The organism is Microbacterium xerophyticum, assembly GCF_053543555.1.
Map to the genome: position 1 here is coordinate 281,308 of NZ_JBLVOB010000003.1, position 20,876 is coordinate 302,183.

The window sequence follows — 20,876 nt, forward strand, 5'->3', positions numbered from 1 at the left end:
CCCGCCCGGTTCCGGGGTCGTCGTAGTAGATGAGGTCGCGGCCGTCGGCCAGGACGGTGGCGCGTTTCGTGACGCCGCCACTCAACTCGGTCGCGCGCAACTCCGGAGATTCTTCGATGTTCACGTAAACACGGTACCCCTCCGGCGGTGGTAACGTCAACATTGAGGAGTTGTGCACCGGGGTGCCAGGAGGGGCGTGCAGATGGACGAGTGGGATGAGCTGAATCGCCTCGCGAAGGCCGGGGCGCGCGCCTCGGGTCGTGCATCGTCGGGTGCGTCGACCGGGCGTGCAGACCCAGCCCGTGCGGACTCTGGCCGCTCATCGTCCGGGCGCGTTTCGATGGCCATGGTCGCGGGTCGCGCCGGTGTCTCGGGGCAGACCGTGTCGAGGGTCGTGAACGGCAGCCCTCGTGTGGACCCAGCCACGCGTGCACGGGTCGAGAAGGCGATGGCCGAGCTCGGCTACCGCCCGCATCGAGCAGCTCGGGCACTGCGCACCGGGCGCACGCAGACGATCGGCCTCGTCGTGACGACGCTCGCAACGGTGGGCAACTCCCGGATGCTGCAGGCCGCCGCCGAAGCGGCCGAGGATCGTGGCTACGCCCTGCTGCTCGTCACCGCGGGCGATGCCGTCGCCGACGCGTTCGAGCGCCTGCGCGACCAGGGCGTCGACGGCGCGATCGTGCTGAACGAGGCGTCCGCGCTCACCAGGGCCGAGGATCGTCCGGACGGGCTGCGGCTCGTGGTGGTGGATGCCCCGGCGGAGTCCGGATTGCGCGTGGTGCACAGCGACCATGCGGGCGGAGCGGCGGCGGCGACGAGGCGGCTCCTCGAACTCGGCCACGAGACCGTCTGGCACCTCGCCGGCCCCGCTGATTCGTTCGCCGCCGCAGAACGCGAGCGAGGGTGGCGCGAGACGCTCGAGTCCGCGGGGATCACACCTGTCTCGCCGGTGCGCGGCGACTGGTCCGCCGAGTCGGGCCACGGCGCGTCAGCCGCGCTGATGCCGGCGACGGCGGTGTTCAGTGCGAACGATCAGATGGCCCTCGGACTCGTGCGAGGCCTGGCCGAGCGGGGGCGCTCCGTGCCAGACCAGGTCAGCGTGATCGGATTCGACGATGTGCCGGACGCCGCGAACTACCGCCCACCGCTGACGACGGTGCGCCAGGACTTCACGGCCTTGGCCGATGCGGCGGTAGGTGCGCTGGTCGCCGAGATCGAGGGAGCCGAGGCCGCCGCGACGGAGCAAGGCGCCGCCCTCCAGGACATCATTCGCACGACTCTGATCGAACGCGACAGCGCGGCCAGCGCCTGAGGTCCCTGCTCGCCGCCTGACGCGGCCATCGCCACGATGCGTGCGCGGTGGTTGCGTCGATCGACCCGAACGTGCCATCATGTCGGAAAGCGCTTACCCATGGGGTGAGACGGCGGACTTCACAGAACGGACCACACATGTCACAGGCGACGACCCGCGAGATCGGCATCATCATGAACGGCGTCTCCGGACGCATGGGCTACCGGCAGCACCTGGTGCGCAGCATCCTCGCCATCCGTGATCAGGGCGGCATCGAGCTCGCCGACGGCACGAAGGTCACGGTCAAGCCGATCCTCGTCGGCCGTAACGAGGCCAAGCTCGCCGAGCTCGCCGCCCTGCACAGCATCGACGACTACACGACCGACCTCGACGCGGCGCTGGCCGACCCGCAGTGGGAGATCTATGCCGACTTCCTCGTGACGAAGGCGCGCGCATCCGCCATCCGCAAGGCCATCGCGGCAGGCAAGGCCATCTACACCGAGAAGCCGACCGCCGAATCGCTGGAGGAGGCACTGGAACTCGCACGTCTCGCGAAGGATGCCGGGGTCAAGACCGGCGTCGTGCACGACAAGCTCTACCTCCCAGGACTGCAGAAGCTCAAGCGCCTGATCGACTCCGGATTCTTCGGCCGCATCCTCTCGGTGCGCGGCGAGTTCGGTTACTGGGTGTTCGAGGGCGACTGGCAGCCGGCGCAGCGCCCGAGCTGGAACTACCGCACCGAAGACGGCGGCGGCATCATCACCGACATGTTCCCGCACTGGAACTATGTGCTCGAGAACCTCTTCGGCGAGGTCAAGAGCGTCTACGCGCAGGCTGCGGTGCACATCCCCGAGCGCTGGGACGAGAAGGGCGAGAAGTACACCGCGACGGCTGAGGACGCCGCGTACGGCATCTTCGAGCTCGAGGGCGGCATCGTCGCCGAGATCAACTCGAGCTGGACGGTGCGCGTCAACCGCGACGAGCTCGTCGAGTTCCAGGTCGACGGCACGCACGGCTCCGCTGTGGTGGGCCTGTTCGGCGCGAAGATCCAGCCCCGAAACGCCACGCCGAAGCCGGTGTGGAACCCCGATCTGGAGGACACCCGCGACTACGACGCCGACTGGCAGAGCGTGCCCACCAACGACGTGTTCCTCAACGGCTTCCGCCAGCAGTGGGAGGAGTACCTGACCTCGTATGCGCTCGGCACCGACTACCCGTTCGATCTGCTCGCCGGCGCGAAGGGCGTGCAGTTCGCCGAGGCGGGACTGACCTCGAGCGCTGAGGGCCGCAAGGTCGCGATCGAGCCGTTGAGCCTGTGATGCCGACTCTGAGACTGCTTGCTCCCGACGGCACCACGTCGGATGCCGCGTTGAACGACTCCGGCATCTACACGCGGCCGACCACACCGCTCAAGAGCCGCGTCGCCTACGCCGCCGCGCACGTCGTGCCGCGGGTGCACGCCGACAACACCCCGGGGCGACCGGCTGACATCGACTGGGATGCGACCCTCGCGTTCCGCCGCAACGTCTACTCCTGGGGTCTCGGCGTCGCCGACGCCATGGACACCGCACAGCGCAACATGGGCCTGGACGCCGCAGCGACCCGGGAGCTCATCGCCCGCAGCGCGCAGGTCGCACGTGAGGAGGGCGGCTCGGTCGTGGTCGGTGTCAACACCGATCACATCGACGACACGCACCTCACCCTCGAGCAGGTGATCGGCGCGTACAAGGAGCAGCTGCACTTCACGGAGGAGCAGGAGGGCGCGGGCCCCGTCCTCATGGCGTCGCGTCACCTCGCCAGGGCGGCGAAGGATGCCGAGGACTACCGCCGCGTGTACCGCGAGGTTCTGCAGTCGGCGACCGTACCGGTCGTGCTGCACTGGCTCGGCACCGCATTCGACCCTGAGCTGGAAGGCTATTTCGGAGCGAACGATTGGCAGACGGCATCCGAAGTCCTTCTGCAGATCATCGCCGAGAACCAGGACAAGATCGTCGGCGTGAAGATGAGCCTTCTGAACGCCGAGTCGGAGATCTCGGTGCGCGAACGTCTGCCGCACGGCGTGCGCATGTTCACCGGCGACGACTTCAACTACGTCGGCCTGATCGGCGGCGACACCATCGGCGAGGGCGAAGGGCACTCCGACGCGCTGCTGGGTGCGTTCGCGGCGATCACGCCCGTGGCATCCGCCGCCATCCAGGCGCTCGACGCCGGCGACCCGGAGGCCTACCGACGCATCCTCGGTCCCACCGAGGAGCTCAGCCGCCAGGTGTTCGCCGCGCCGACGTTCTACTACAAGACCGGTGTCGCGTTCCTCTCGTGGCTCAACGGCCATCAGCCCGCATTCCAGATGATCGGGGGGCTGCACTCGGCCAGGAGCCTGCCGCACCTCAGCCGCATCGTCGAGCTCGCGAACGCCTCGCTCGCGCTCGAGGACCCTGAACTCGCCCGCGAGCGCTGGCACGGGATGCTGCGACTGAACGGAATTGACGCATGAGCGCCCCGGACCCCCGTCTGTCGATCAACCAGGCGACCATCAAGCACGCGGACCTCGCGACTGCCCTCCGCGTGACGGCAGGCGCCGGCATCCAGGCGATCGGCCTGTGGCGTGAGCCGGTGAACGAGGTCGGCCTCGACGTGGCGGCGCGGATGCTGGCCGATTCGGGCCTGCGATTCTCCACGCACTGCCGCGGCGGGTTCTTCACACTGCCGGACGGCCCAGAGCGCACCGCCGCACTCGAGGACAACCGCCGAGCGATCGAGGAGACCGCGACGCTCGCCGCATCCGGCGCCGAGGGCTCCTCCGCGGTGCTCGTGCTCGTCGCCGGCGGTCTGCCCGAAGGCGACCGTGACCTCATCGGCGCGCGGGAACGGGTGCGCGACGCGATCGGCGCGCTCGCACCCGACGCGAAGGCCGCGGGGGTGACGCTGGCGATCGAGCCGTTGCATCCGATGTACGCCTCGGATCGCGCCGTCGTCTCGACGCTCGGACAGGCGCTCGACATCGCCGCCGACTTCGATGCCGCCGTGGTGGGTGCGGCGGTCGACACGTTCCATGTCTGGTGGGATCCGCAGGTGCTCGACCAGATCGCCAGGGCGGGCCGTGAAGGACGCATCGCGACGTATCAGGTGTGCGACTGGAAGACACCGCTGCCCGCCGACGTGCTGCTCGGGCGGCACTACACGGGCGACGGCGTGATCGACTTCGCATCGCTCACCGAGGCCGTGATCGCGACCGGTTACGACCGCGACATCGAAGTGGAGATCTTCAACGCCGACATCTGGGCGGATGCGCCAGAGAACGTGGTCAGGCGCACGGCCGAGGCGTTCACCGCCGCCGTGTCGCCGCATCTGCGCTGATCCTGCCGCTCGTTAGGATCAACGCATGACCCCTCGTGAATCGCGTCCGCGCTCCGATACGCCGACGCTGCACGATGTCGCACGTGAGGCAGGGGTGTCGCTCGCGACGGCTTCACGGGTGCTGAACGGCTCGACGCGCAAGGTCGCCGAGTCGTTCCGCGAACGCGTCGAGGAAGCCGCCGAACGGCTCGGCTACACCGCGAACGCATCGGCTCAGGCCACTGCGCGCGGAACCTCCGCGGTGATAGCTCTGCTCGTCGCCGACATCGCCGACCCGTATTTCGGACTCATCGCCTCAGGGGTCGCCCGCGGCGCCGACGAGGAGGGGCTGATCGTCACCGTGGCCATCACCGAGCGCGACGACGCGCGTGAGCGGAAGATCCTCCGTGCGTTGCGCGGGCAGCATCCTCGCGGCGTGATCCTGGCGGCATCGCGCACCGATGACGGTGAGAGCGCCACCGCCGAGGAACTGGCGGCTTTCCGGTCGCTGGGCGCCCGCACCGTGACGTTCGGGCCCGGAGGGGATCGCAGCATCCGGATCGACAACCGCGGCGGCGCCGAACGCCTGGGTCGTGAGATGGCGCGCGTGGGCTATCGTCGCGCGATCGCGATCGGGGCGGCGGAGGGCGTGCGCACATCGGACGACCGTCTCCGCGGCTTCAGGGACGGTTTCGCCGAAGGCGGCGGCACGATCCTCAGGGAGTACCGGGGCAGCTTCGCGCGTGAATCGGGTGTCTCCTCGATGGCGGCCGCGCTCGCCGACGGCGTGGAACCGGGCACGCTCGTGTTCGCACTCAGCGACGTGATCGCGATCGGGGCGATGACCGCGATCCGGGATGCGGGCAGGGCGGTGGGTGACGACATCGCGATGTGCGGGTTCGACGACACCCCCGCGAGTCGCGACGTCACGCCTCAGCTCACCACCGTCCGCGTACCGCTGAGCGAGTTCGGGTATCAGGCGTTCAGGGCGACCGTCGACGAGGACTGGCAGCAGGCCGAGGCGCCGCTCGAGGTGCTCGTGCGCGCCAGCACACCGGCGGTCTCGACCGTGCCGGCGCGCGGCATCGAGCAGGGAGTCGGGCGATGACCCGCGTCGTCGTCGCGCCGGACAGTTTCAAGGGCACCATCACGGCAGCGGATGCTGCGGCGGCGATCGCGCGCGGATGGCTGACGGCCGATCCGACGGCCGAGGTCGTGCTCCGGCCGATGGCTGACGGGGGAGAGGGCACCGTCTCGGCGTTCGCCGCCGCCGTCGAGGGATCTCGGAGGATGCCGCTCACGGTCGACGGCCCGGCGGGAGTGCCGGTCGCGACGGACTGGCTCCTGCTTCCGGCATCCGGCGACGCGCCGAACGGCACCGCGGTGATCGATGTCGCCTCGACATCGGGGATCGAGCTTCTCGACGAGCTGCGCCCCTTCGAAGCGCACTCCCGCGGATTCGGCCAGGCCATCGCCGCGGCCCTCGATCACGGGGTCTCGCGCCTCGTGCTCGGGATCGGTTCGAGCGCCTCGACCGACGGCGGCATCGGGATGCTGTCGGCGCTGGGTGCCCGCTTCCTCGATCGCGACGGAGCCGAGGTCGGGCCCGGCGCGGGTGGTCTGCTGGGCGTCGCGTCTGCAGACCTGCCGGGGCTGCGTACGGCGCCCGAGGTCCTGGTGCTCTCCGATGTGACCAACCCGCTCACCGGCCCGCGCGGTGCAGCCCACGTGTTCGGCCCGCAGAAGGGGCTGACCGACGTCGCAGATCGCGACGGCGTCGATGCCGCCCTCGCGCGCCTCGCCGCACTGCTCGAGCTGGATGCCGCGACCAGCGGCGCTGGTGCGGCCGGTGGCGTCGGTGGTGCGCTCGTCGCCTGGGGTGCACGACTCGTGCCGGGCGCAGGAGAGGTCGCGCGGCTGATCTCCCTGAGCGCCGAGGTAAGCGCCGCTGATGTCGTCGTCACCGGCGAGGGGTCCTACGACGGGCAGTCCGGCGACGGCAAGGTTCCCTCGTTCGTGGCCGCTGCCGCGGCCGCTGCTGGTGTGCCGGCGCTGGTCGTCGCCGGCCGCATCACCGATGACGCTGACCGTTCCCTGTTCGCGGCATCCGCATCACTGACCGTGCTGGCGGGGTCCGCGGATGCGGCGCTCGCCGAGCCCGCCCGCTGGCTCACCGCCGCGGGAGCCGTTCTCGCGGAGAGCGGTTTCCGAGCGGATTGACACGGCCGTACCGGCGGCATAAACTCGCAACAAGACCAATGGGAATACGCTTTCCCATCTCCCTTCACCCACAGACGAAGATGTCGAGGATTCCATGTCGTCACCTCAGAACGCCACCATGACGCTCGCCGTCGCGCAGGGCAAGGATCGTGATCAGCGCGAGCCGAACGCGATCGTCGGCTGGTGGTCGCGCAACTGGCACCCCGTGGTCTTCGTGATCGCCGTGCTCGCGCTGTGGTGGGTCGCCACGGAGCTGAAGTGGGTGCAGCCGTTCATCATCCCGTCGCCCGCCGACACGTGGAACGCCTTCGCCGACAACTTCGCGTACCTGATGCAGCACACCTGGGTCACGACGTACGAGACCGTGATCGGCTTCATCATCGCCGTCGCGGTCGGACTCTTCGTCGCCGTCGTCATGGTCTACTCGAAGGGGCTGGAGCAGACGCTCTACCCGGTGATCCTGTTCGCTCAGGTCATCCCCAAGATCGCGATCGCCCCGCTGTTCGTCGTATGGCTCGGGTTCGGGGCGGAGCCGAAGATCCTCGTCGCCGTCCTGATGGCGTTCTTCCCGGTCGTCATCTCCGGTCTGGCCGGGCTGCGCACCGTCGACCCGGAGATCCTCCAGCTCGCCTCCACGATGGGTGCGGGCAAGTTCAAGACGTTCCTGAAGGTGCGACTGCCCGCATCGCTGCCGGAGCTGCTCTCCGGGCTCAAGGTCGCCGCGACACTCGCCGTCACCGGTGCGGTCGTCGGCGAGTTCGTCGGGGCGAACGAGGGCCTGGGATACGTCATCCTCCAGGCCAACGGAAACCTCGACACGGCGATGCTCTTCGCCGCGCTCATCATCATGTCGCTCATGGGCGTCATCCTCTTCGGGATCATCCAGATCGCGGAGAAGTTCCTCATCCCGTGGCACGCGTCCAAGCGCGACGTCGCCTCGGCCACCGTGCGGCTCTGACCGCGCACCGAATCCATCCCAGAAGCATCCACTGCACCCCAAGGAAAGCAGGAAACTGATGAAGAAGTCAGGAACCGTCCTCAGCTCGATCGCGCTGATCGCCGCCTCCGCACTCGCACTCACAGGGTGCGGCGGAGCGAGCGAGGCACCGGCCGGAGACGGAGGTGAGGCGTCGGGCGAGATGACCGACGTGACCCTCATGCTCAACTGGTACCCGTACGGCGAGCACGCTGCGTTCTACTACGGCGTGGAGCAGGGCATCTTCGAAGAGCACGGCATCAACCTGACGATCAAGGCCGGTCAGGGGTCCACCAAGACCGCGCAGGCCGTCGGCCAGGGACAGGTCGACTTCGGTTGGGCCGACACCCCGGCCGTGCTCGCGAACATCGACAAGGGCGTCGCGATCAAGAGCGTCGGCGTCTTCCTGCAGACGACTCCTTCGGCCGTGCAGGTGTTCGCCGACTCCGGCATCGAGAGCCCTGAGGATCTCAAGGGCAAGACCATCGCCGTCTCGGCCGGCGATGCGCCGACCACGACGTTCCCCGTCTACCTGGAGGCCGTGGGGCTCTCCGAGTCGGACGTCACGCAGCAGAACCTGGATGCCGCGGGAAAGATCGCCGCGATGCTCTCAGGACAGGTCGACGGACTGATCGGCTTCGCGCACGACCAGGGTCCGACGATCGCCGCGAAGAGCGGCAAGGACGTCGAGTACCTCCGCTACTCGGACGCAGGACTCAACTTCTTCAGCAACGGCCTCGTCGCCCCGACCTCGACGATCGAGAGCGATCCCGAACTCGTTTCGGCGCTCGTCGCGGCCACGTCCGAGGCGTTCACCGCGGCCCAGGAGGACCCGGAGGCCGCCGTCGCCGCCATGGACGGCAAGGACCCGCAGATGCCGGAGAAGGACGTCCTGCTCGATCAGTGGGAAGAGACGATCAAGCTGCTGACGACGGAGGCGACCGAAGGGCAGGCGCCCGGCGTCAACGCCACCGAGGACTGGGAATCGACCCTCGCCGTGCTGTCGGAAGCCGGCCTCATCTCGGGCGAGGGAGACGTCGACACGTACTTCGACGCGACCTTCGCGCCCGGCGAGTAGCGAGGCATCGGATGCCGACGACGCAGATTCAGGAAAGAGCAGACATGATGGCGACACCCAGCGGAGACTCCGTACTGGAGATCAAGGACCTCGCGATCACGTTCGCGTCCAAGCGCGGACAGGTCACAGCGCTCGAGGGCGTCGATCTCGATGTGAAGGCGGGGGAGTTCATCACCATCGCCGGACCGTCGGGGTGCGGAAAGTCGACGCTCCTGAAGGCCGTCGCCGGTCTCACCACCCCCAGCGGCGGCTCGATCAAGCTCAAGGGCGACGAGGTGCGGGGCCCGAGGCAGGACATCGGGTTCGTGTTCCAGCGGGCGGCGCTGCTGGAGTGGCGCAGCGTGCGCGGCAACATCCTGCTGCAGGCGGAGATGCGCGGCATGGACATGCGAAAGGCGCAGGCCCGTGCCGACGAGCTGATCGAGATGACCGGACTCTCCGGTTTCGAGAAGGCTCTTCCGCATGAGCTGTCCGGTGGCATGCAGCAGCGGGTGTCGCTGTGCCGTGCGCTGCTGCACGAGCCCGGGGTGCTGCTCATGGACGAGCCGTTCGGTGCGCTGGACGCGCGGACGCGCGAACGGATGAACGTCGAGCTGAACCGGATCACGAGCCAGACCGGCACGACCGTGCTGCTAGTGACGCACTCGGTGGCCGAGGCGGTCTACCTCGCCACCCGCGTCGTCGTCATGAGCCCGCGTCCTGGGCGCATCCTCGAGGAGCACCGCGTCGACCTGCCCGCCGAGCGCGACTATGCGACGGTGCTGGAGACACCGGAGTTCCACCGCGTCTCCAGTCGCGTGCGCGAACTGCTCGGGGCGCCGGCCGTCGCGGACTGAGCACCGCCGGACGGGCCGTCGTGTCAGCCGCCCAGAGCGGCCGTCACGACGGCTCGTGCCTCTTCCTGCACCTCGGCGAGGTGCTCAGGGCCGAGCAGGCTCTCGGCGTACAGCTTGTAGACGTCCTCCGTGCCGGAGGGGCGCGCGGCGAACCACGCGTGCTCTGTCTGCACCTTGAGCCCGCCGATCGCTGCGCCGTTGCCCGGTGCATGGGCGAGCTTGGCGGTGATCTTCTCGCCGGCGATGGCGGTCGCCGTCACGGCATCCGGTGCGAGCTTTCCGAGAGTCGCCTTCTGCTCGGGGGTCGCGGGGGCGTCGACCCGCTGATACGCGGATGCTCCGAACGCCTGCTCGAGTTCGGCGTAGCGCTCCGACGGGCTCTTGCCCGTGACCGCGATGATCTCGGCGGCGAGCAGGCACAGCAGGATGCCGTCCTTGTCGGTCGACCATGCGCTGCCGTCACGCCGCAGGAACGATGCGCCCGCAGACTCCTCGCCACCGAATGCGACGGTGCCGTCGAGCAGCCCCGGCACGAACCACTTGAATCCGACCGGCACCTCCAGCAGCCGTCGGCCCAGCGACTCCGCCACGCGATCGATGATCATCGAAGAGACGAGGGTCTTGCCGATCGCGGCATCCCGAGGCCACTGCGCACGGTGCGAGAACAGGTAGTCGATCGCGACGGCGAGGTAGTGGTTGGGGTTCATGAGGCCGGCATCCGGGGTGACGATGCCGTGCCGGTCGGCGTCGGCGTCGTTGCCGGTGAGCACGTCGAAGTCGCCCTTCTTCGCGACCAGCGACGCCATGGCGTTGGGGGAGGACGGATCCATGCGGATCTTCTCGTCCCAGTCCAGCGTCATGAACCGCCAGGTCGGATCGACCTCGGGATTGACGACGGTGAGGTCGAGGTCGTGCATCTCCTTGATCAGCTGCCAGTACTCGACGGATGCCCCGCCCAGCGGGTCGGCGCCGATGCGCACACCCGCCTTCCTGATCGCATCCACGTCGATGATGCTCGGCAGATCGCGCACGTACGCATCGCGGAAGTCGTGATTCGGGAGCGAGTCCCAGTCGATGTCGGCGAAGCTCTTGCGCTTCACCTCCGCCAGGCCGCCCTCGATCAGCGCGTTGGCGCGGTCGGCGATCCAGCCGGTCGCGTCGGTGTCAGCGGGGCCGCCGTGCGGAGGGTTGTACTTGAAGCCGCCGTCGCGCGGCGGGTTGTGCGAGGGAGTGACGACGATGCCGTCGGCCCGGCCCGCAGCATCCGCAGCCATGCCGCGGTTGTATGTGAGGATGGCGTGGCTCAGCGCGGGAGTCGGGACGTACGAATCCCGGGAGTCGACGCGCAGGTCGACATCGTTCGCGATGAGCACCTCGATCGCGCTGCGCTCGGCCGGCAGAGACAGCGCATGCGTGTCGCGGCCGAGGAACAGCGGGCCGGAGATCCCCTGCGAGCGGCGGTAATCGATGATCGCCTGCGTGGTGGCGAGGATGTGCTGCTCGTTGAAGCTCTTCGACAGGGACGAGCCGCGGTGGCCGCTGGTGCCGAACACGACCCTCTGGGCGGCGACGGATGGATCGGGCACGCGGTCGTAGTACGCGGCGATCAGTTCGTCGACATCGATGAGGTCACTTTCCTCCGCGGGGAGGCCGGCACGGCTCGTCATGAGTTCAGTCTGCCTCGATCTCGCCGTGCGCGCATCATCGCGGGCCGGTCTCACAGCCAGTGGAAGGGCTAGGGTGAAACGCGTGACTGAACGGCGCACCTACAGCTACCTCGGACCCGCAGGAACCTTCACGGAAGCCGCACTCGACCAGGTGGCAGAGGCATGGGGCCAGGAACGACGCCCTGTGCTCAACGTCGGCGAGGCGCTCGCCGACGTGCTCGAGGGCCGCAGCTACGCGGCGATGATCGCGATCGAGAACTCGATCGAGGGCGGTGTCTCCACCACTCAGGACGCTCTCGCGACGTTGCCGGGACTGCGCATCATCGGCGAGTACCTGGTGAAGGTGAACTTCGTGCTCGTCGCAGCACCGGGGACGAAGCTCGAGGACGTGACGTCGATCGCGGCGCACCCCGTCGCCTACGCGCAGTGCCACGGATGGCTCGGTGAGCATCTGCCGCGGCACTCCCACGTTCCGGCCGCGAGCAACGTGGCATCCGCCATCGGCGTGCTCGACGGCACGCTCCCCGCGCAGGCGGCCATCGCCCCTCCCGGCATCGCCGAGCACTACGACGTCGACGTGCTCGCCTCCGAGATCGGCGACAACACCTCCGCCGTCACCCGCTTCGTGCTCGTGACGCGCACGGCCACACCTCCGACGCCCACGGGGGCGGACAAGACGTCGCTGATCGTCGAACTCCCCAACGACCGCCCCGGCGCCCTGCTCGAGATGCTCGAGCAGTTCTCGACCCGCGGCATCAACCTCTCGCTGATCGAGTCCAGGCCGATCGGTGACGAGCTCGGTCGGTACCGGTTCGTGCTGGATGCCGACGGCCACGTGCACGACGAGCGGATGGCGGATGCCTTGCTCGGCATCCGCCGCTTCAGCCCCCGAGTGGTGTTCCTCGGCTCGTACCCCCGGGCAGACCGCCAGATCGTGCACTACCCCGACCGCTACGCCGACGACGTGTTCGTCGAAGCGCGCGACTGGTTGCGCGACCTGCTCTCCGGCGCTCCGGAGGAGTGAGCAGGAGTCAGTGCTCCTCGTAGCGCGGCCATCCGCTGCCGGGGATCATGTGCGAGTACAGCGCGCCCTTCGCGACTTCGAGTGACGGGTAGGTGCCGGTCTCGGCATCCGCCCCGCTCATGACGACGATGTACCCGTCGTCCGAATGGCGGATGCTGCCGACGACCCCGTTCGTTCCGTATGCGACCCAGAGACCCCGGGTCTTGGTGGTGCTCATCATCGAACTCCCTTCCGACATTGCCGACACTGCCGACGGTACCCCCGGGGCGTGGATAAGGCCATACCCCGGCGGATGCCGCGACTACAGCGCGGCGGCGACCAGCTCGAGGGTCTGCGCCCGGCCCGCCGCGGAGTCCATCGCCTCGGCGTCGTACGCGCCGGCGACGGGGGAGAGCATGACCTCGTCGACGCCGTGCTTCTCGGCGAACGCGCGCACCTCAGCGGCGACCGATTCTCCGGTGCCGACGAACCAGCGCTCCCGTGCGGACTGCACGACTTGCTCGGTCGCGGCATCCGCCTCGGCGATGCCTGCGGCGATCGCCTCCTCGACGGTCTCGAGAGCGGTGAGCGGCTTGTTCAGGCGCAGGCGCGACATCATCCGCAGTTGGGGGAGGGCACGTGCCTCGGCCTCCTCGGCCGTGGGCGAGGCGACGGCGTTGACGGTGAGGAACGTGCGCGGCTCCGGGTGCGCCTCGCTGGGCTGGTAGCCGGTGCGGTACAGGTCGAGGGCGCGTTCGAGGCCCTGGCCGGAGAAGTGGTTCGCGAAGACGTAGGGCAGGCCCTGGGATGCTGCGAGCTGCGCGGAGTAGTCGCTCGAGCCGAGCAGCCAGACGACGGGCGCTCCGGTGGCCGCGGGCGTGGAGTGCACGGTGTACTCGCCGCCGGACGTGAACCGCACGGTCGCGCCTTCGCCCGAGAGCAGCAGCGAGATGTCCTGCACGTACCGGGGGAACTGCTCGACGTCGCTCGTGGTGCCTGACGTGCGCAGCAGCTGCGTGATCACCGGATCGCTGCCGGGTGCGCGGCCGAGGCCGAGGTCGATGCGGCCGGGCGCGATGGCCTCGAGGGCGGCGAACTGCTCGGCGACGATGAGCGGCGCGTGGTTCGGGAGCATGACGCCGCCCGAGCCCAGATGCATCTGCTCGGTACGCGAGGCCGCGGCGGCGATCAGCACCGGGGGTGTGGTCGACGCCACCGCAGGCATGTTGTGGTGCTCGGCGAACCAGTACCGGCGGTAGCCGAGACGGTCGGCGATCTCAGCGAGGCTGAGGGAGGCCGCGATGGCCTCCGCACTTGTCTGGCCGGTGCGTACCGGGACGAGGTCGAGTACGGACAGGGCGGGGGCTGCGGAAGTCATCACGGAAGGCAACCGAAGAGGAGGGCGGGGGATTCCCCGCCCTCCCATCCGGTTGCGGGACGCTCGTCAGGCGAGCGCCGGCCGGACCGCCGTCAGGGCGTCCGACAGGGCACGCGATCCGAGTCGATACCTGATGTGCCAGCCGGCACTGTAGCTCTGCTCGGGAAGGTCTTCGAGCAGGGCGACGTCGGCCGGACCGAGCCCGTCCCTCATCGCCTCGCGCAGAAGGTCGTCCTTCGTCGCGGGATACTCCATGTCTGCGAGGAACCGACTCATCTCGTGGGTGATGCGCATGCTGATACTCCTCTCTGTGGTGAACGAGTTCGTGGGCTGAACGAGCCGGGATCAGGCGTCGATGGCCTGTCGGCGCTCACTGGATTCGACCTCGATCTTGCGGGGCTTCGCGCGTTCGCTGACCGGGATGATCACGGAGAGCACACCGCTCTCGTAGGAGGCGCTGATCCCATCGAGATCGACTCCGTCACCGAGTGTGAACTGGCGCAGGAACGAGCCGGAGCCCCTTTCGCGTGCGAGCCAGCGCACGCCTTCCTGGTTGTCGGCGGTGCGCTGTGCGCGGAGCGTGAGCTGGCCGCCGTCCAGGTCGACGTCGATCGAACCGGGATCGACCCCGGGGAGGTCGGCGTGCAGGACGTACCTCTCCCCGTCGCGGAAGAGATCCACCGGCATCAGCCGAGGCGCGCGAACGGAGTCCAGCACGCTCGCGGCGAAGCGATCGAGCTGACTGAACGGATCGAATGACAGTGCCATGAGTTGTCTCCTTTCATGCGGCCCATGCGGGCGGTTCGCGGGTACTTATCTGTACCTCGTGCTATAGATTTGTTATAGAACATGATCTCGAAAATATGCAAGTGTCTAAGGAATCTCTCAGGATGACGGAACGAAAGTCCCACATGCCGGTCTACGGCATCGCGGTGGCGGCCGAGTTGGTCGGACTGCCCGAGGCCACTCTGCGTCTCTTCGAGAGCAGAGGTCTGCTGACTCCGTCGCGGAGCGATGGCGGCACGCGACGGTACAGCGATGACGACATCGAACGGCTTCAGCGCGCGGTCAGGCTGCGCGGTGACGGTATGAACATCGCCGCGATCGCACGGGTCCTCGAGCTGGAGGATGAGAACGCCCGGCTGCGCGGGCGCCTCGACGAATCGTCTTCGTGAATCGCGAGGCGGCTCTCTCAGCGCACCGGAATCGCGAGCGCCTCCACTGGCGGCGTCGCTAGCATTCACTCATGGACGCCACCGTTTTCTACGTGCTTGTCGGAGCCGTCGCAATGGCGGCGGTCGCACGATGGCGGGGGTGGCCGGCCCCTCTGCTCGTCACGGTCGTCGCGCTCGCGGCATCCTTCCTCCCCTTCATGCCCGAGATGGCGATCGACGGGCACGTGCTGCTGAGCCTCGTGCTGCCCCCGCTGCTGTATTCGGCGGCGCTGGATGTGTCGTTCGTCGGGTTCAAGCGCAGCCTTCCGCAGATCCGCAGGCTCGGGATCTGGCTGGTGCTGCTCACTGCGCTCGTCGCCGGGCTGGTCGCCTGGCTCATCTTCCCTGCCCTGACTCTTCCCGGGGCGCTGCTGCTCGGTGCGATCGTCGCGCCGCCGGATGCCGTGTCCGCCGCTGCGATCGGACGCAAGCTCGGGCTGCCGCGGCGGGTCATGACGGTGCTGTCGGGGGAGAGCCTGATCAACGATGCGACCTCGCTGACGCTGTACCGGGTGTTCGCGGCGATCATCGCCGGTGCGACGCTCACAGTGTGGGACGGCGTCTGGCAGTTCGTGCTCGCGGTGGTGATCGGCGTCGTGGTCGGGCTCGTCTTCGGGATCCTCCTGCATCAACTGCGCATGCGCGTCGCCGACCCCGTGGTGATCGGCACGTTCGGGCTGCTGGTGCCGTTCGGCGCCTATGCCATCGCCGAGCACCTCGGTGGATCCGGCGTGCTCGCGGTCGTCGCGATGGGCCTGTACGTCGGATACAACGCTCCGCGCACCGACTACACGACCCGACAGCAGGAGACGCCGCTGTGGCTGTCGGCCGACCTTCTGCTGGAGAGCTTCGTGTTCGCCTACATCGGCCTGCAGTTCCCTCGGGTGCTCGACGATCTCGGCGACGAGTCGGTCGAGCACATCATGTGGCTCTCGGGTGCCGTGCTGCTCGTGGTGCTCGTGGTGCGCCCGCTGTACATCTACCCGGCGCACGCGTTCGCGGTGTGGATGCAGCGACTGCGGCTGAAGCGTTGGGAGCGGGCGATCGCGTCGGGGGAGTGGGCGCGCCGCGAACGACTCGACGACGAGCGGCGAGCACGGTTCGCCGCCACGCACCCGGATCGGGCGGCGCGGCCCCAACGCAGACGGCAGACGGCCGAGGAGATCCGCGACAGGCTGACCGAGCCCGCACTCGATTGGAAGGACAACGCGGTGATCTCCTGGGCGGGCATGCGCGGCGTCGTGACCCTGGCGACGGCGATCGCCGCCGCCGACATCGCCGAGCTCCCCACCGGACCGTCGCACGCGATCGTGATCGTCGCGTTCATCGTCACAGTCGGAACCCTGCTGCTGCAGGGGCTCACGCTGCCGCTGCTGATCCGTCGTCTCGGTGTGGCGAGCGACGTCGATCACGAGGCAGACGTGCAGGCGCTCGCCTCTGTGCGCGCACGCAGCAAGCAGGCGGGCAAGGCGTTCCTCGCTGAGCAGCGCAAGGTGTGGGAGCAGAAGTACGGCGAGATCGATCTGCGCACGTTCGACGCCTTCGCGAATCGGATGACCAGGGTCGAGACCGACACCGATCAGGCGCAGGAGGCGGAAGAGGCGGCTGCCCGTCCCTCGACCGAGGATCTGGTGGCGCTCTCACGCGGCTGGCTGCAGGTGCGGCGCGAGGTGCTCCTGTCGGAGCGCGATGCGGGCAACCTCGACGAAGAGGTGATGCGCGAGCTGATCACGGCGATGGATGCTGAGGAGCTGGCGCTCGACACGAGAGGGGCCGTGCGCCTTCCTGGGCGGGCGTGAGCGAGAAGGGGTTCCTCGCATGAAAAGGGACTTCCTGCATGAGACTGGGCGTGGGAACGCGCGTCTCGTGCAGGAAGTCCCTTTTCGCTGGTGGACTCAGCGGGTGGAAGCGGACTCCGTCTTCGAGGCGTCCTCGTCCACGGCATCCTCGTCCGAGTCGTCCGCGAACGGCAGGCCCTCGCGACGAGCGTTGTAGAGCTCCTCGTCGAGGATGCCCTCGCGCTTCGCGACGATGGCCGGCACGAGCGCCTGACCGGCGACATTGACCGCAGTACGGCCCATGTCGAGGATCGGGTCGATCGCGAGCAGCAGACCGACGCCCTCGAGCGGCAGGCCGAGTGTCGACAGCGTGAGCGTGAGCATGACGGTCGCGCCGGTCGTGCCGGCGGTGGCGGCGGAGCCGACGACGGAGACCAGGACGATCAGCAGGTACTGGATGAAGCTCAGTTCGATGCCGAAGAACTGTGCGACGAAGATCGCGGCGATGGCCGGGTAGATGGCGGCGCAGCCGTCCATCTTGGTGGTCGACCCGAACGGCACGGCGAAGGACGCGTACGAGCTGGGCACGCCGAGGTTGCGCTCGGTGACGCGTTGCGTGAGCGGGAGGGTACCCAGGGAGGAACGGCTGACGAAACCCAGCTGCACTGCCGGCCACACGCCGGAGAAGTACTGCTTGATCGACAGTCCGTGGGTCTTCACGAGGATCGGGTACACCACGAACAGCACCAGTGCGAGGCCGATGTAGACGGCGGCCACGAACCAGATGAGCGAGGCGAGCTTGTCCGTCCCGTACTGGATGACGGCGTTCCCGATCAGGCCGAAGGTGCCGATGGGGGCGATGCGGATGATCCACCACAGCACTCGTTGGATGACCTTGAGGAACGACTCGGTGAAGGCGAGGAACGGCTCGGCCTTGCGTCCGGCCTTCAGCGCCGCGATGCCGACGACGGCGGAGATCACGATGATCTGGAGGATGTTGAAGTCGACGCTGGAGGATGCCGCGCCGGATGCCGGATCCACAGAGGTTCCGACCTCGAGGCCGAGGAAGTTCTGCGGGATGAGACCGATCAGGAAGTTCCACCAGGAGCCGACGTTGCGCGGCTCACCGGTCTCGAGGCCCTCGCCGGCGCGCGCGCCGGGCTGGATGACGAGCCCGAGTACGATCCCGATCGTCACGGCGATGAAGGCGGTGATCGCGAACCACAGCAGGGGCTGCCCGGCGAGGCGCGCGGCGTTCTGAACACGGCGGAGGTTCGAGATGCTCGCGACGATCGCGGCGAACACGAGCGGCACGACGGCGGTGCGCAGCAAAGTGACGTACGAGCTGCCGATCGTGCCGAGGGTGTCCGACAGGACAGTCGGGTTGTCCTTGCTGGCACCGAGCTGCACGGCGATGAGTCCGGCTGCGATGCCGAGGACCAGGGCCGCGAGGATCTGGAACCCGAACGATGTCAGAAGCTTCCGTGCGGGGCTGCGGGTGTCAGGCGCTTTCTGGGCGCGTGTTGTGCTGCTCATGAGACTCCAAGTCGAAGGGCGCGGGGATGAGCGCCTTAGGGATCAACGTTAGGAGTGTTCGTTCATTCCCATGCATAGATGACGAAGGATGACGGATGCCGAAGCATCCGCCATCCTCGGAATTCCTAGGCGCCGTCCTCAGGCGTGAGAGATCACTCGGCGGGTGCGCAGACGCTGACGGCCTCCTGCATGGTCGACGTCACAAGGTCCTTCGCCTCCTGCGAGGTCTGCAGGTCTTCGCCTCCGGCCATGTTCTTGAGGTCCTGGTCGGAGACCTTGGAGTCGAGGAATTCTGCGGCGATGCAGTCGACCTGGTCCTCGGTGAGCAGGTCTCCCTGACCGCTGTCCTCGAGGATCGTCGTGATGCCGGAGCTGAGTTCTTCGGCCGACGGCCGATCCGAGCCGCCGGAACCGCCCGGCCCGCCGGCGCAGGCCGCGAGCGAGATGGCCAGGGCCGCGATCGGGAGGGTCATGAGGATGCGCGAGCGCAGGTTCCGGTCGATGTTCATGGTCTCGAGCCTACGCAGTCGGGCGGTCCGGGAACGCGCGCGAGGATGGGGAGGAATGCCCATGTCGCAGGTGTCCTAACCGGCGCGTCGCTGGGATGTCTGTGACGCCGCGATGAACATGTCCGATGGAGTGATGAGCGGTCGGCCGGTGACCGTTGCTACGCCAGCACCAGCAACTCGCCGACTTCGCACCCGAGCGCGTCGCAGATCGCTCGCAACGTGGAGTACCGGATCGCCCGTGCCCGATCGTTCTTCAGCACCGACAGGTTCACGATGCTCACGCCGACCCGTGCGCTCAGCTCGGTCAATGTCATCCCCCGTTCGGCGAGCAGCTCGTCGAGGCGGCAGTGGATGCCGGTGAACTCGTCGTCGCTGTCTGCGGGACTCACACCAGTCCCTCCGTCTCCTTCTGAAGCGCTACGCCTCGACGGAACACGATCACCAGCACGCCGACGGAGACCGCGGCGACCACGAGCGAGATGCTGTCGAGGTCGAGGTCGGTCCGGCCGCCGTACTCATCCAATGCGGCGAACACCCCGTTTAGTCCCATGGTCCGGAAGCAGTATTCGCCGGCCCATGCGAGAAGGAAACTCATCGAGAGGAGGAACAGCAGTCGCACGTTCACGCGGTCGAAGATTCTTCCGCGAAGCATGCGAATGCAGCTGCACACACCGAGGGTCGCCGCGGCGACGAGTCCCAGTGTGCTGAGAACGATGGCGAGCACGAGGCAGATCACGCTGAGCGTGGTGACGTCCGCGACGACGAGGATGCCGCTCGTGACCGTCGCCTCCGTCCCCTGGCCCAGAGCGGTCATGACCTTCTGGGCGGGAATGGGAGCATCGACGGTGACGGCACCCGGCGCCGCGAAGAGGGATGCGACGGCGTTCGCGCCGCGATACAGCAGGAACGCGATCACGACCGCGCCGACGACGATGCCTGTCACGAGGTCGCTCCGGTCGCGCCGCGCCTGGAGTTCGGGAGTGCGAGCCATCATCACACCAGTCCTTCCGTCTCGCGCTGCAGGCGGATGCCGCGTCGGAACGCGGTGCCGATGAGGATCACCGACACGCCGACGGCGATGTACGGGAGCAACGCCCACGCTGCGGTCGGATGCACCGGTTCGGCGCCGGCGATGTCAAGCGCCTGGAGCACCCCACTGCGTCCCGCGGTATCGAGCGACAGAAGACCGCACGGAGCGAAGACGATCGTGCTGCCCGCGACCTCGAAGCTGCGCGCCGTGCCTTCGCTGAAGAACCGCCCTCGCAGGAAACTCCACGCGATGCGCATGACGCACGCGATCACGAGCAGTACCGCGAGGGTGACGAGTGCGAGAGAGGCGATGATGGCTGCGACCGACCACCCGTTCACGTTCGGCACGATCACCGTTACAGAAGAGACGATGCCAGCGATCGACCCCGCCCCTGAGTCGACGGTCGCCTCGACCGTCTGTTCGTCTGTATCGATCGTCCAGGCGATCCCCTCAGGGCGGAATGTGCTGACCACTCGCAGGCTGATCAGGATGCAGGCGATGACGGCGACGGAGATTCCGAGGAGCAGGACGTTGAAGGCATCGATCCGCTCGGAACGGATCGTGGTGGGGTCGGGCTCGATCATCACACCAGTCCTTCCGTCTCGCGCTGCAGGCGGATGCCGCGTCGGAACGCGGTGCCGATGAGGATCACCGACACGCCGACGGCGATGTACGGGAGCAACGCCCACGCTGCGGTCGGATGCACCGGTTCGGCGCCGGCGATGTCAAGCGCCTGGAGCACCCCACTGCGTCCCGCGGTATCGAGCGACAGAAGACCGCACGGAGCGAAGACGATCGTGCTGCCCGCGACCTCGAAGCTGCGCGCCGTGCCTTCGCTGAAGAACCGCCCTCGCAGGAAACTCCACGCGATGCGCATGACGCACGCGATCACGAGCAGTACCGCGAGGGTGACGAGTGCGAGAGAGGCGATGATGGCTGCGACCGACCACCCGTTCACGTTCGGCACGATCACCGTTACAGAAGAGACGATGCCAGCGATCGACCCCGCCCCTGAGTCGAC

At 68.1% G+C, this 20,876-nt stretch carries 22 protein-coding genes and 1 pseudogene; 12 read left to right on the forward strand and 11 right to left on the reverse strand.

Going from position 1 to position 20,876, the window contains the following annotated elements; translation table 11 throughout:
• Positions 1–340 precede the first annotated feature (340 nt).
• The 9 genes from ACNPNP_RS02420 to ACNPNP_RS02460 all read left to right on the forward strand — a co-directional run bounded on the left by ACNPNP_RS02420 (position 341) and on the right by ACNPNP_RS02460 (position 9,740).
• Entirely contained in the window at positions 341–1,315 is a 975-nt protein-coding gene (locus tag ACNPNP_RS02420; protein WP_448964475.1) for a LacI family DNA-binding transcriptional regulator, read from the forward strand.
• A gap of 137 nt (positions 1,316–1,452) precedes the next feature.
• Positions 1,453–2,613, forward strand: a complete 1,161-nt coding sequence (locus ACNPNP_RS02425) for a Gfo/Idh/MocA family protein (protein WP_448964476.1) — start codon at positions 1,453–1,455, stop codon at positions 2,611–2,613.
• On the forward strand, positions 2,613–3,788 hold the full coding sequence (locus tag ACNPNP_RS02430; RefSeq protein WP_448964477.1) for a dihydrodipicolinate synthase family protein: 1,176 nt from the start codon (positions 2,613–2,615) through the stop codon (positions 3,786–3,788). The genes ACNPNP_RS02425 and ACNPNP_RS02430 overlap by 1 nt, the downstream gene beginning before the upstream one ends.
• Positions 3,785–4,651 (forward strand): sugar phosphate isomerase/epimerase family protein, encoded by an 867-nt coding sequence (locus ACNPNP_RS02435; RefSeq protein ID WP_448964478.1) that lies wholly within the window; start codon positions 3,785–3,787, stop codon positions 4,649–4,651. Before ACNPNP_RS02430 ends, ACNPNP_RS02435 begins: the two co-directional genes overlap by 4 nt.
• A gap of 25 nt (positions 4,652–4,676) precedes the next feature.
• A complete protein-coding gene (locus ACNPNP_RS02440) occupies positions 4,677–5,738 on the forward strand; it encodes a LacI family DNA-binding transcriptional regulator (RefSeq protein ID WP_448964479.1) in 1,062 nt (353 codons plus the stop codon).
• Positions 5,735–6,850 carry a glycerate kinase gene (locus tag ACNPNP_RS02445; protein ID WP_448964480.1) on the forward strand — a complete coding sequence of 372 codons (1,116 nt, stop codon included), beginning with the start codon at positions 5,735–5,737 and terminating at the stop codon, positions 6,848–6,850. The genes ACNPNP_RS02440 and ACNPNP_RS02445 overlap by 4 nt, the downstream gene beginning before the upstream one ends.
• Before the next feature lie 94 nt (positions 6,851–6,944).
• Positions 6,945–7,808 carry an ABC transporter permease gene (locus tag ACNPNP_RS02450; RefSeq protein WP_448964481.1) on the forward strand — a complete coding sequence of 288 codons (864 nt, stop codon included), beginning with the start codon at positions 6,945–6,947 and terminating at the stop codon, positions 7,806–7,808.
• A 58-nt stretch (positions 7,809–7,866) separates the two neighbouring features.
• Entirely contained in the window at positions 7,867–8,904 is a 1,038-nt protein-coding gene (locus ACNPNP_RS02455; protein WP_448964482.1) for an ABC transporter substrate-binding protein, read from the forward strand.
• 44 nt (positions 8,905–8,948) lie between these two features.
• Positions 8,949–9,740, forward strand: coding sequence for an ABC transporter ATP-binding protein (locus ACNPNP_RS02460; RefSeq protein WP_448964483.1), 792 nt, complete (start codon positions 8,949–8,951; stop codon positions 9,738–9,740).
• A gap of 23 nt (positions 9,741–9,763) precedes the next feature.
• Here ACNPNP_RS02460 and pgm read toward each other — a convergent pair whose 3' ends face one another.
• Positions 9,764–11,407 (reverse strand): phosphoglucomutase (alpha-D-glucose-1,6-bisphosphate-dependent), encoded by a 1,644-nt coding sequence (pgm, locus tag ACNPNP_RS02465; RefSeq protein ID WP_448964484.1) that lies wholly within the window; start codon positions 11,405–11,407, stop codon positions 9,764–9,766.
• A gap of 73 nt (positions 11,408–11,480) precedes the next feature.
• Between pgm and pheA the strand changes: the two genes are divergently transcribed.
• Positions 11,481–12,431 (forward strand): prephenate dehydratase, encoded by a 951-nt coding sequence (gene pheA / locus ACNPNP_RS02470; RefSeq protein ID WP_448964485.1) that lies wholly within the window; start codon positions 11,481–11,483, stop codon positions 12,429–12,431.
• Between the two features lie 7 nt (positions 12,432–12,438).
• Here the strand turns inward: pheA and ACNPNP_RS02475 are convergent, their stop codons facing one another.
• The 4 genes from ACNPNP_RS02475 to ACNPNP_RS02490 form a co-directional block, all read right to left on the reverse strand.
• A complete protein-coding gene (locus ACNPNP_RS02475; RefSeq protein ID WP_448964486.1) occupies positions 12,439–12,648 on the reverse strand; it encodes a methyltransferase in 210 nt (69 codons plus the stop codon).
• A gap of 84 nt (positions 12,649–12,732) precedes the next feature.
• Positions 12,733–13,788: an LLM class flavin-dependent oxidoreductase gene (locus ACNPNP_RS02480; RefSeq protein WP_448964487.1), complete on the reverse strand. Its 1,056-nt coding sequence runs from the start codon at positions 13,786–13,788 to the stop codon at positions 12,733–12,735.
• A gap of 66 nt (positions 13,789–13,854) precedes the next feature.
• Positions 13,855–14,082, reverse strand: coding sequence for a DUF2795 domain-containing protein (locus ACNPNP_RS02485; RefSeq protein ID WP_448964488.1), 228 nt, complete (start codon positions 14,080–14,082; stop codon positions 13,855–13,857).
• A gap of 51 nt (positions 14,083–14,133) precedes the next feature.
• Positions 14,134–14,556, reverse strand: a complete 423-nt coding sequence (locus tag ACNPNP_RS02490) for an Hsp20/alpha crystallin family protein (protein WP_448964489.1) — start codon at positions 14,554–14,556, stop codon at positions 14,134–14,136.
• Between the two features lie 122 nt (positions 14,557–14,678).
• Between ACNPNP_RS02490 and ACNPNP_RS02495 the strand changes: the two genes are divergently transcribed.
• Both ACNPNP_RS02495 and ACNPNP_RS02500 read left to right on the forward strand, forming a co-directional pair.
• Positions 14,679–14,963 (forward strand): MerR family transcriptional regulator, encoded by a 285-nt coding sequence (locus ACNPNP_RS02495; protein ID WP_448964490.1) that lies wholly within the window; start codon positions 14,679–14,681, stop codon positions 14,961–14,963.
• A 71-nt stretch (positions 14,964–15,034) separates the two neighbouring features.
• Positions 15,035–16,801, forward strand: a complete 1,767-nt coding sequence (locus ACNPNP_RS02500; RefSeq protein ID WP_448964491.1) for a cation:proton antiporter — start codon at positions 15,035–15,037, stop codon at positions 16,799–16,801.
• 96 nt (positions 16,802–16,897) lie between these two features.
• On the opposite strand, the gene ACNPNP_RS02505 is transcribed toward ACNPNP_RS02500, so the two are convergent.
• The 6 genes and pseudogenes from ACNPNP_RS02505 to ACNPNP_RS02530 all read right to left on the reverse strand — a co-directional run.
• Positions 16,898–18,316 carry a dicarboxylate/amino acid:cation symporter gene (locus ACNPNP_RS02505; RefSeq protein ID WP_448964492.1) on the reverse strand — a complete coding sequence of 473 codons (1,419 nt, stop codon included), beginning with the start codon at positions 18,314–18,316 and terminating at the stop codon, positions 16,898–16,900.
• Between the two features lie 152 nt (positions 18,317–18,468).
• Entirely contained in the window at positions 18,469–18,825 is a 357-nt protein-coding gene (locus ACNPNP_RS02510) for a hypothetical protein (protein WP_448964493.1), read from the reverse strand.
• A gap of 158 nt (positions 18,826–18,983) precedes the next feature.
• Entirely contained in the window at positions 18,984–19,214 is a 231-nt protein-coding gene (locus ACNPNP_RS02515) for a helix-turn-helix domain-containing protein (protein WP_448964494.1), read from the reverse strand.
• On the reverse strand, positions 19,211–19,819 hold the full coding sequence (locus ACNPNP_RS02520) for a hypothetical protein (protein WP_448964495.1): 609 nt from the start codon (positions 19,817–19,819) through the stop codon (positions 19,211–19,213). The genes ACNPNP_RS02515 and ACNPNP_RS02520 overlap by 4 nt, the downstream gene beginning before the upstream one ends.
• On the reverse strand, positions 19,819–20,439 hold the full coding sequence (locus ACNPNP_RS02525) for a hypothetical protein (protein ID WP_448964496.1): 621 nt from the start codon (positions 20,437–20,439) through the stop codon (positions 19,819–19,821). Before ACNPNP_RS02525 ends, ACNPNP_RS02520 begins: the two co-directional genes overlap by 1 nt.
• Positions 20,439–20,876: pseudogene (locus ACNPNP_RS02530) on the reverse strand (hypothetical protein); the annotation flags it as partial. The gene ACNPNP_RS02525 and the pseudogene ACNPNP_RS02530, both read right to left, overlap by 1 nt.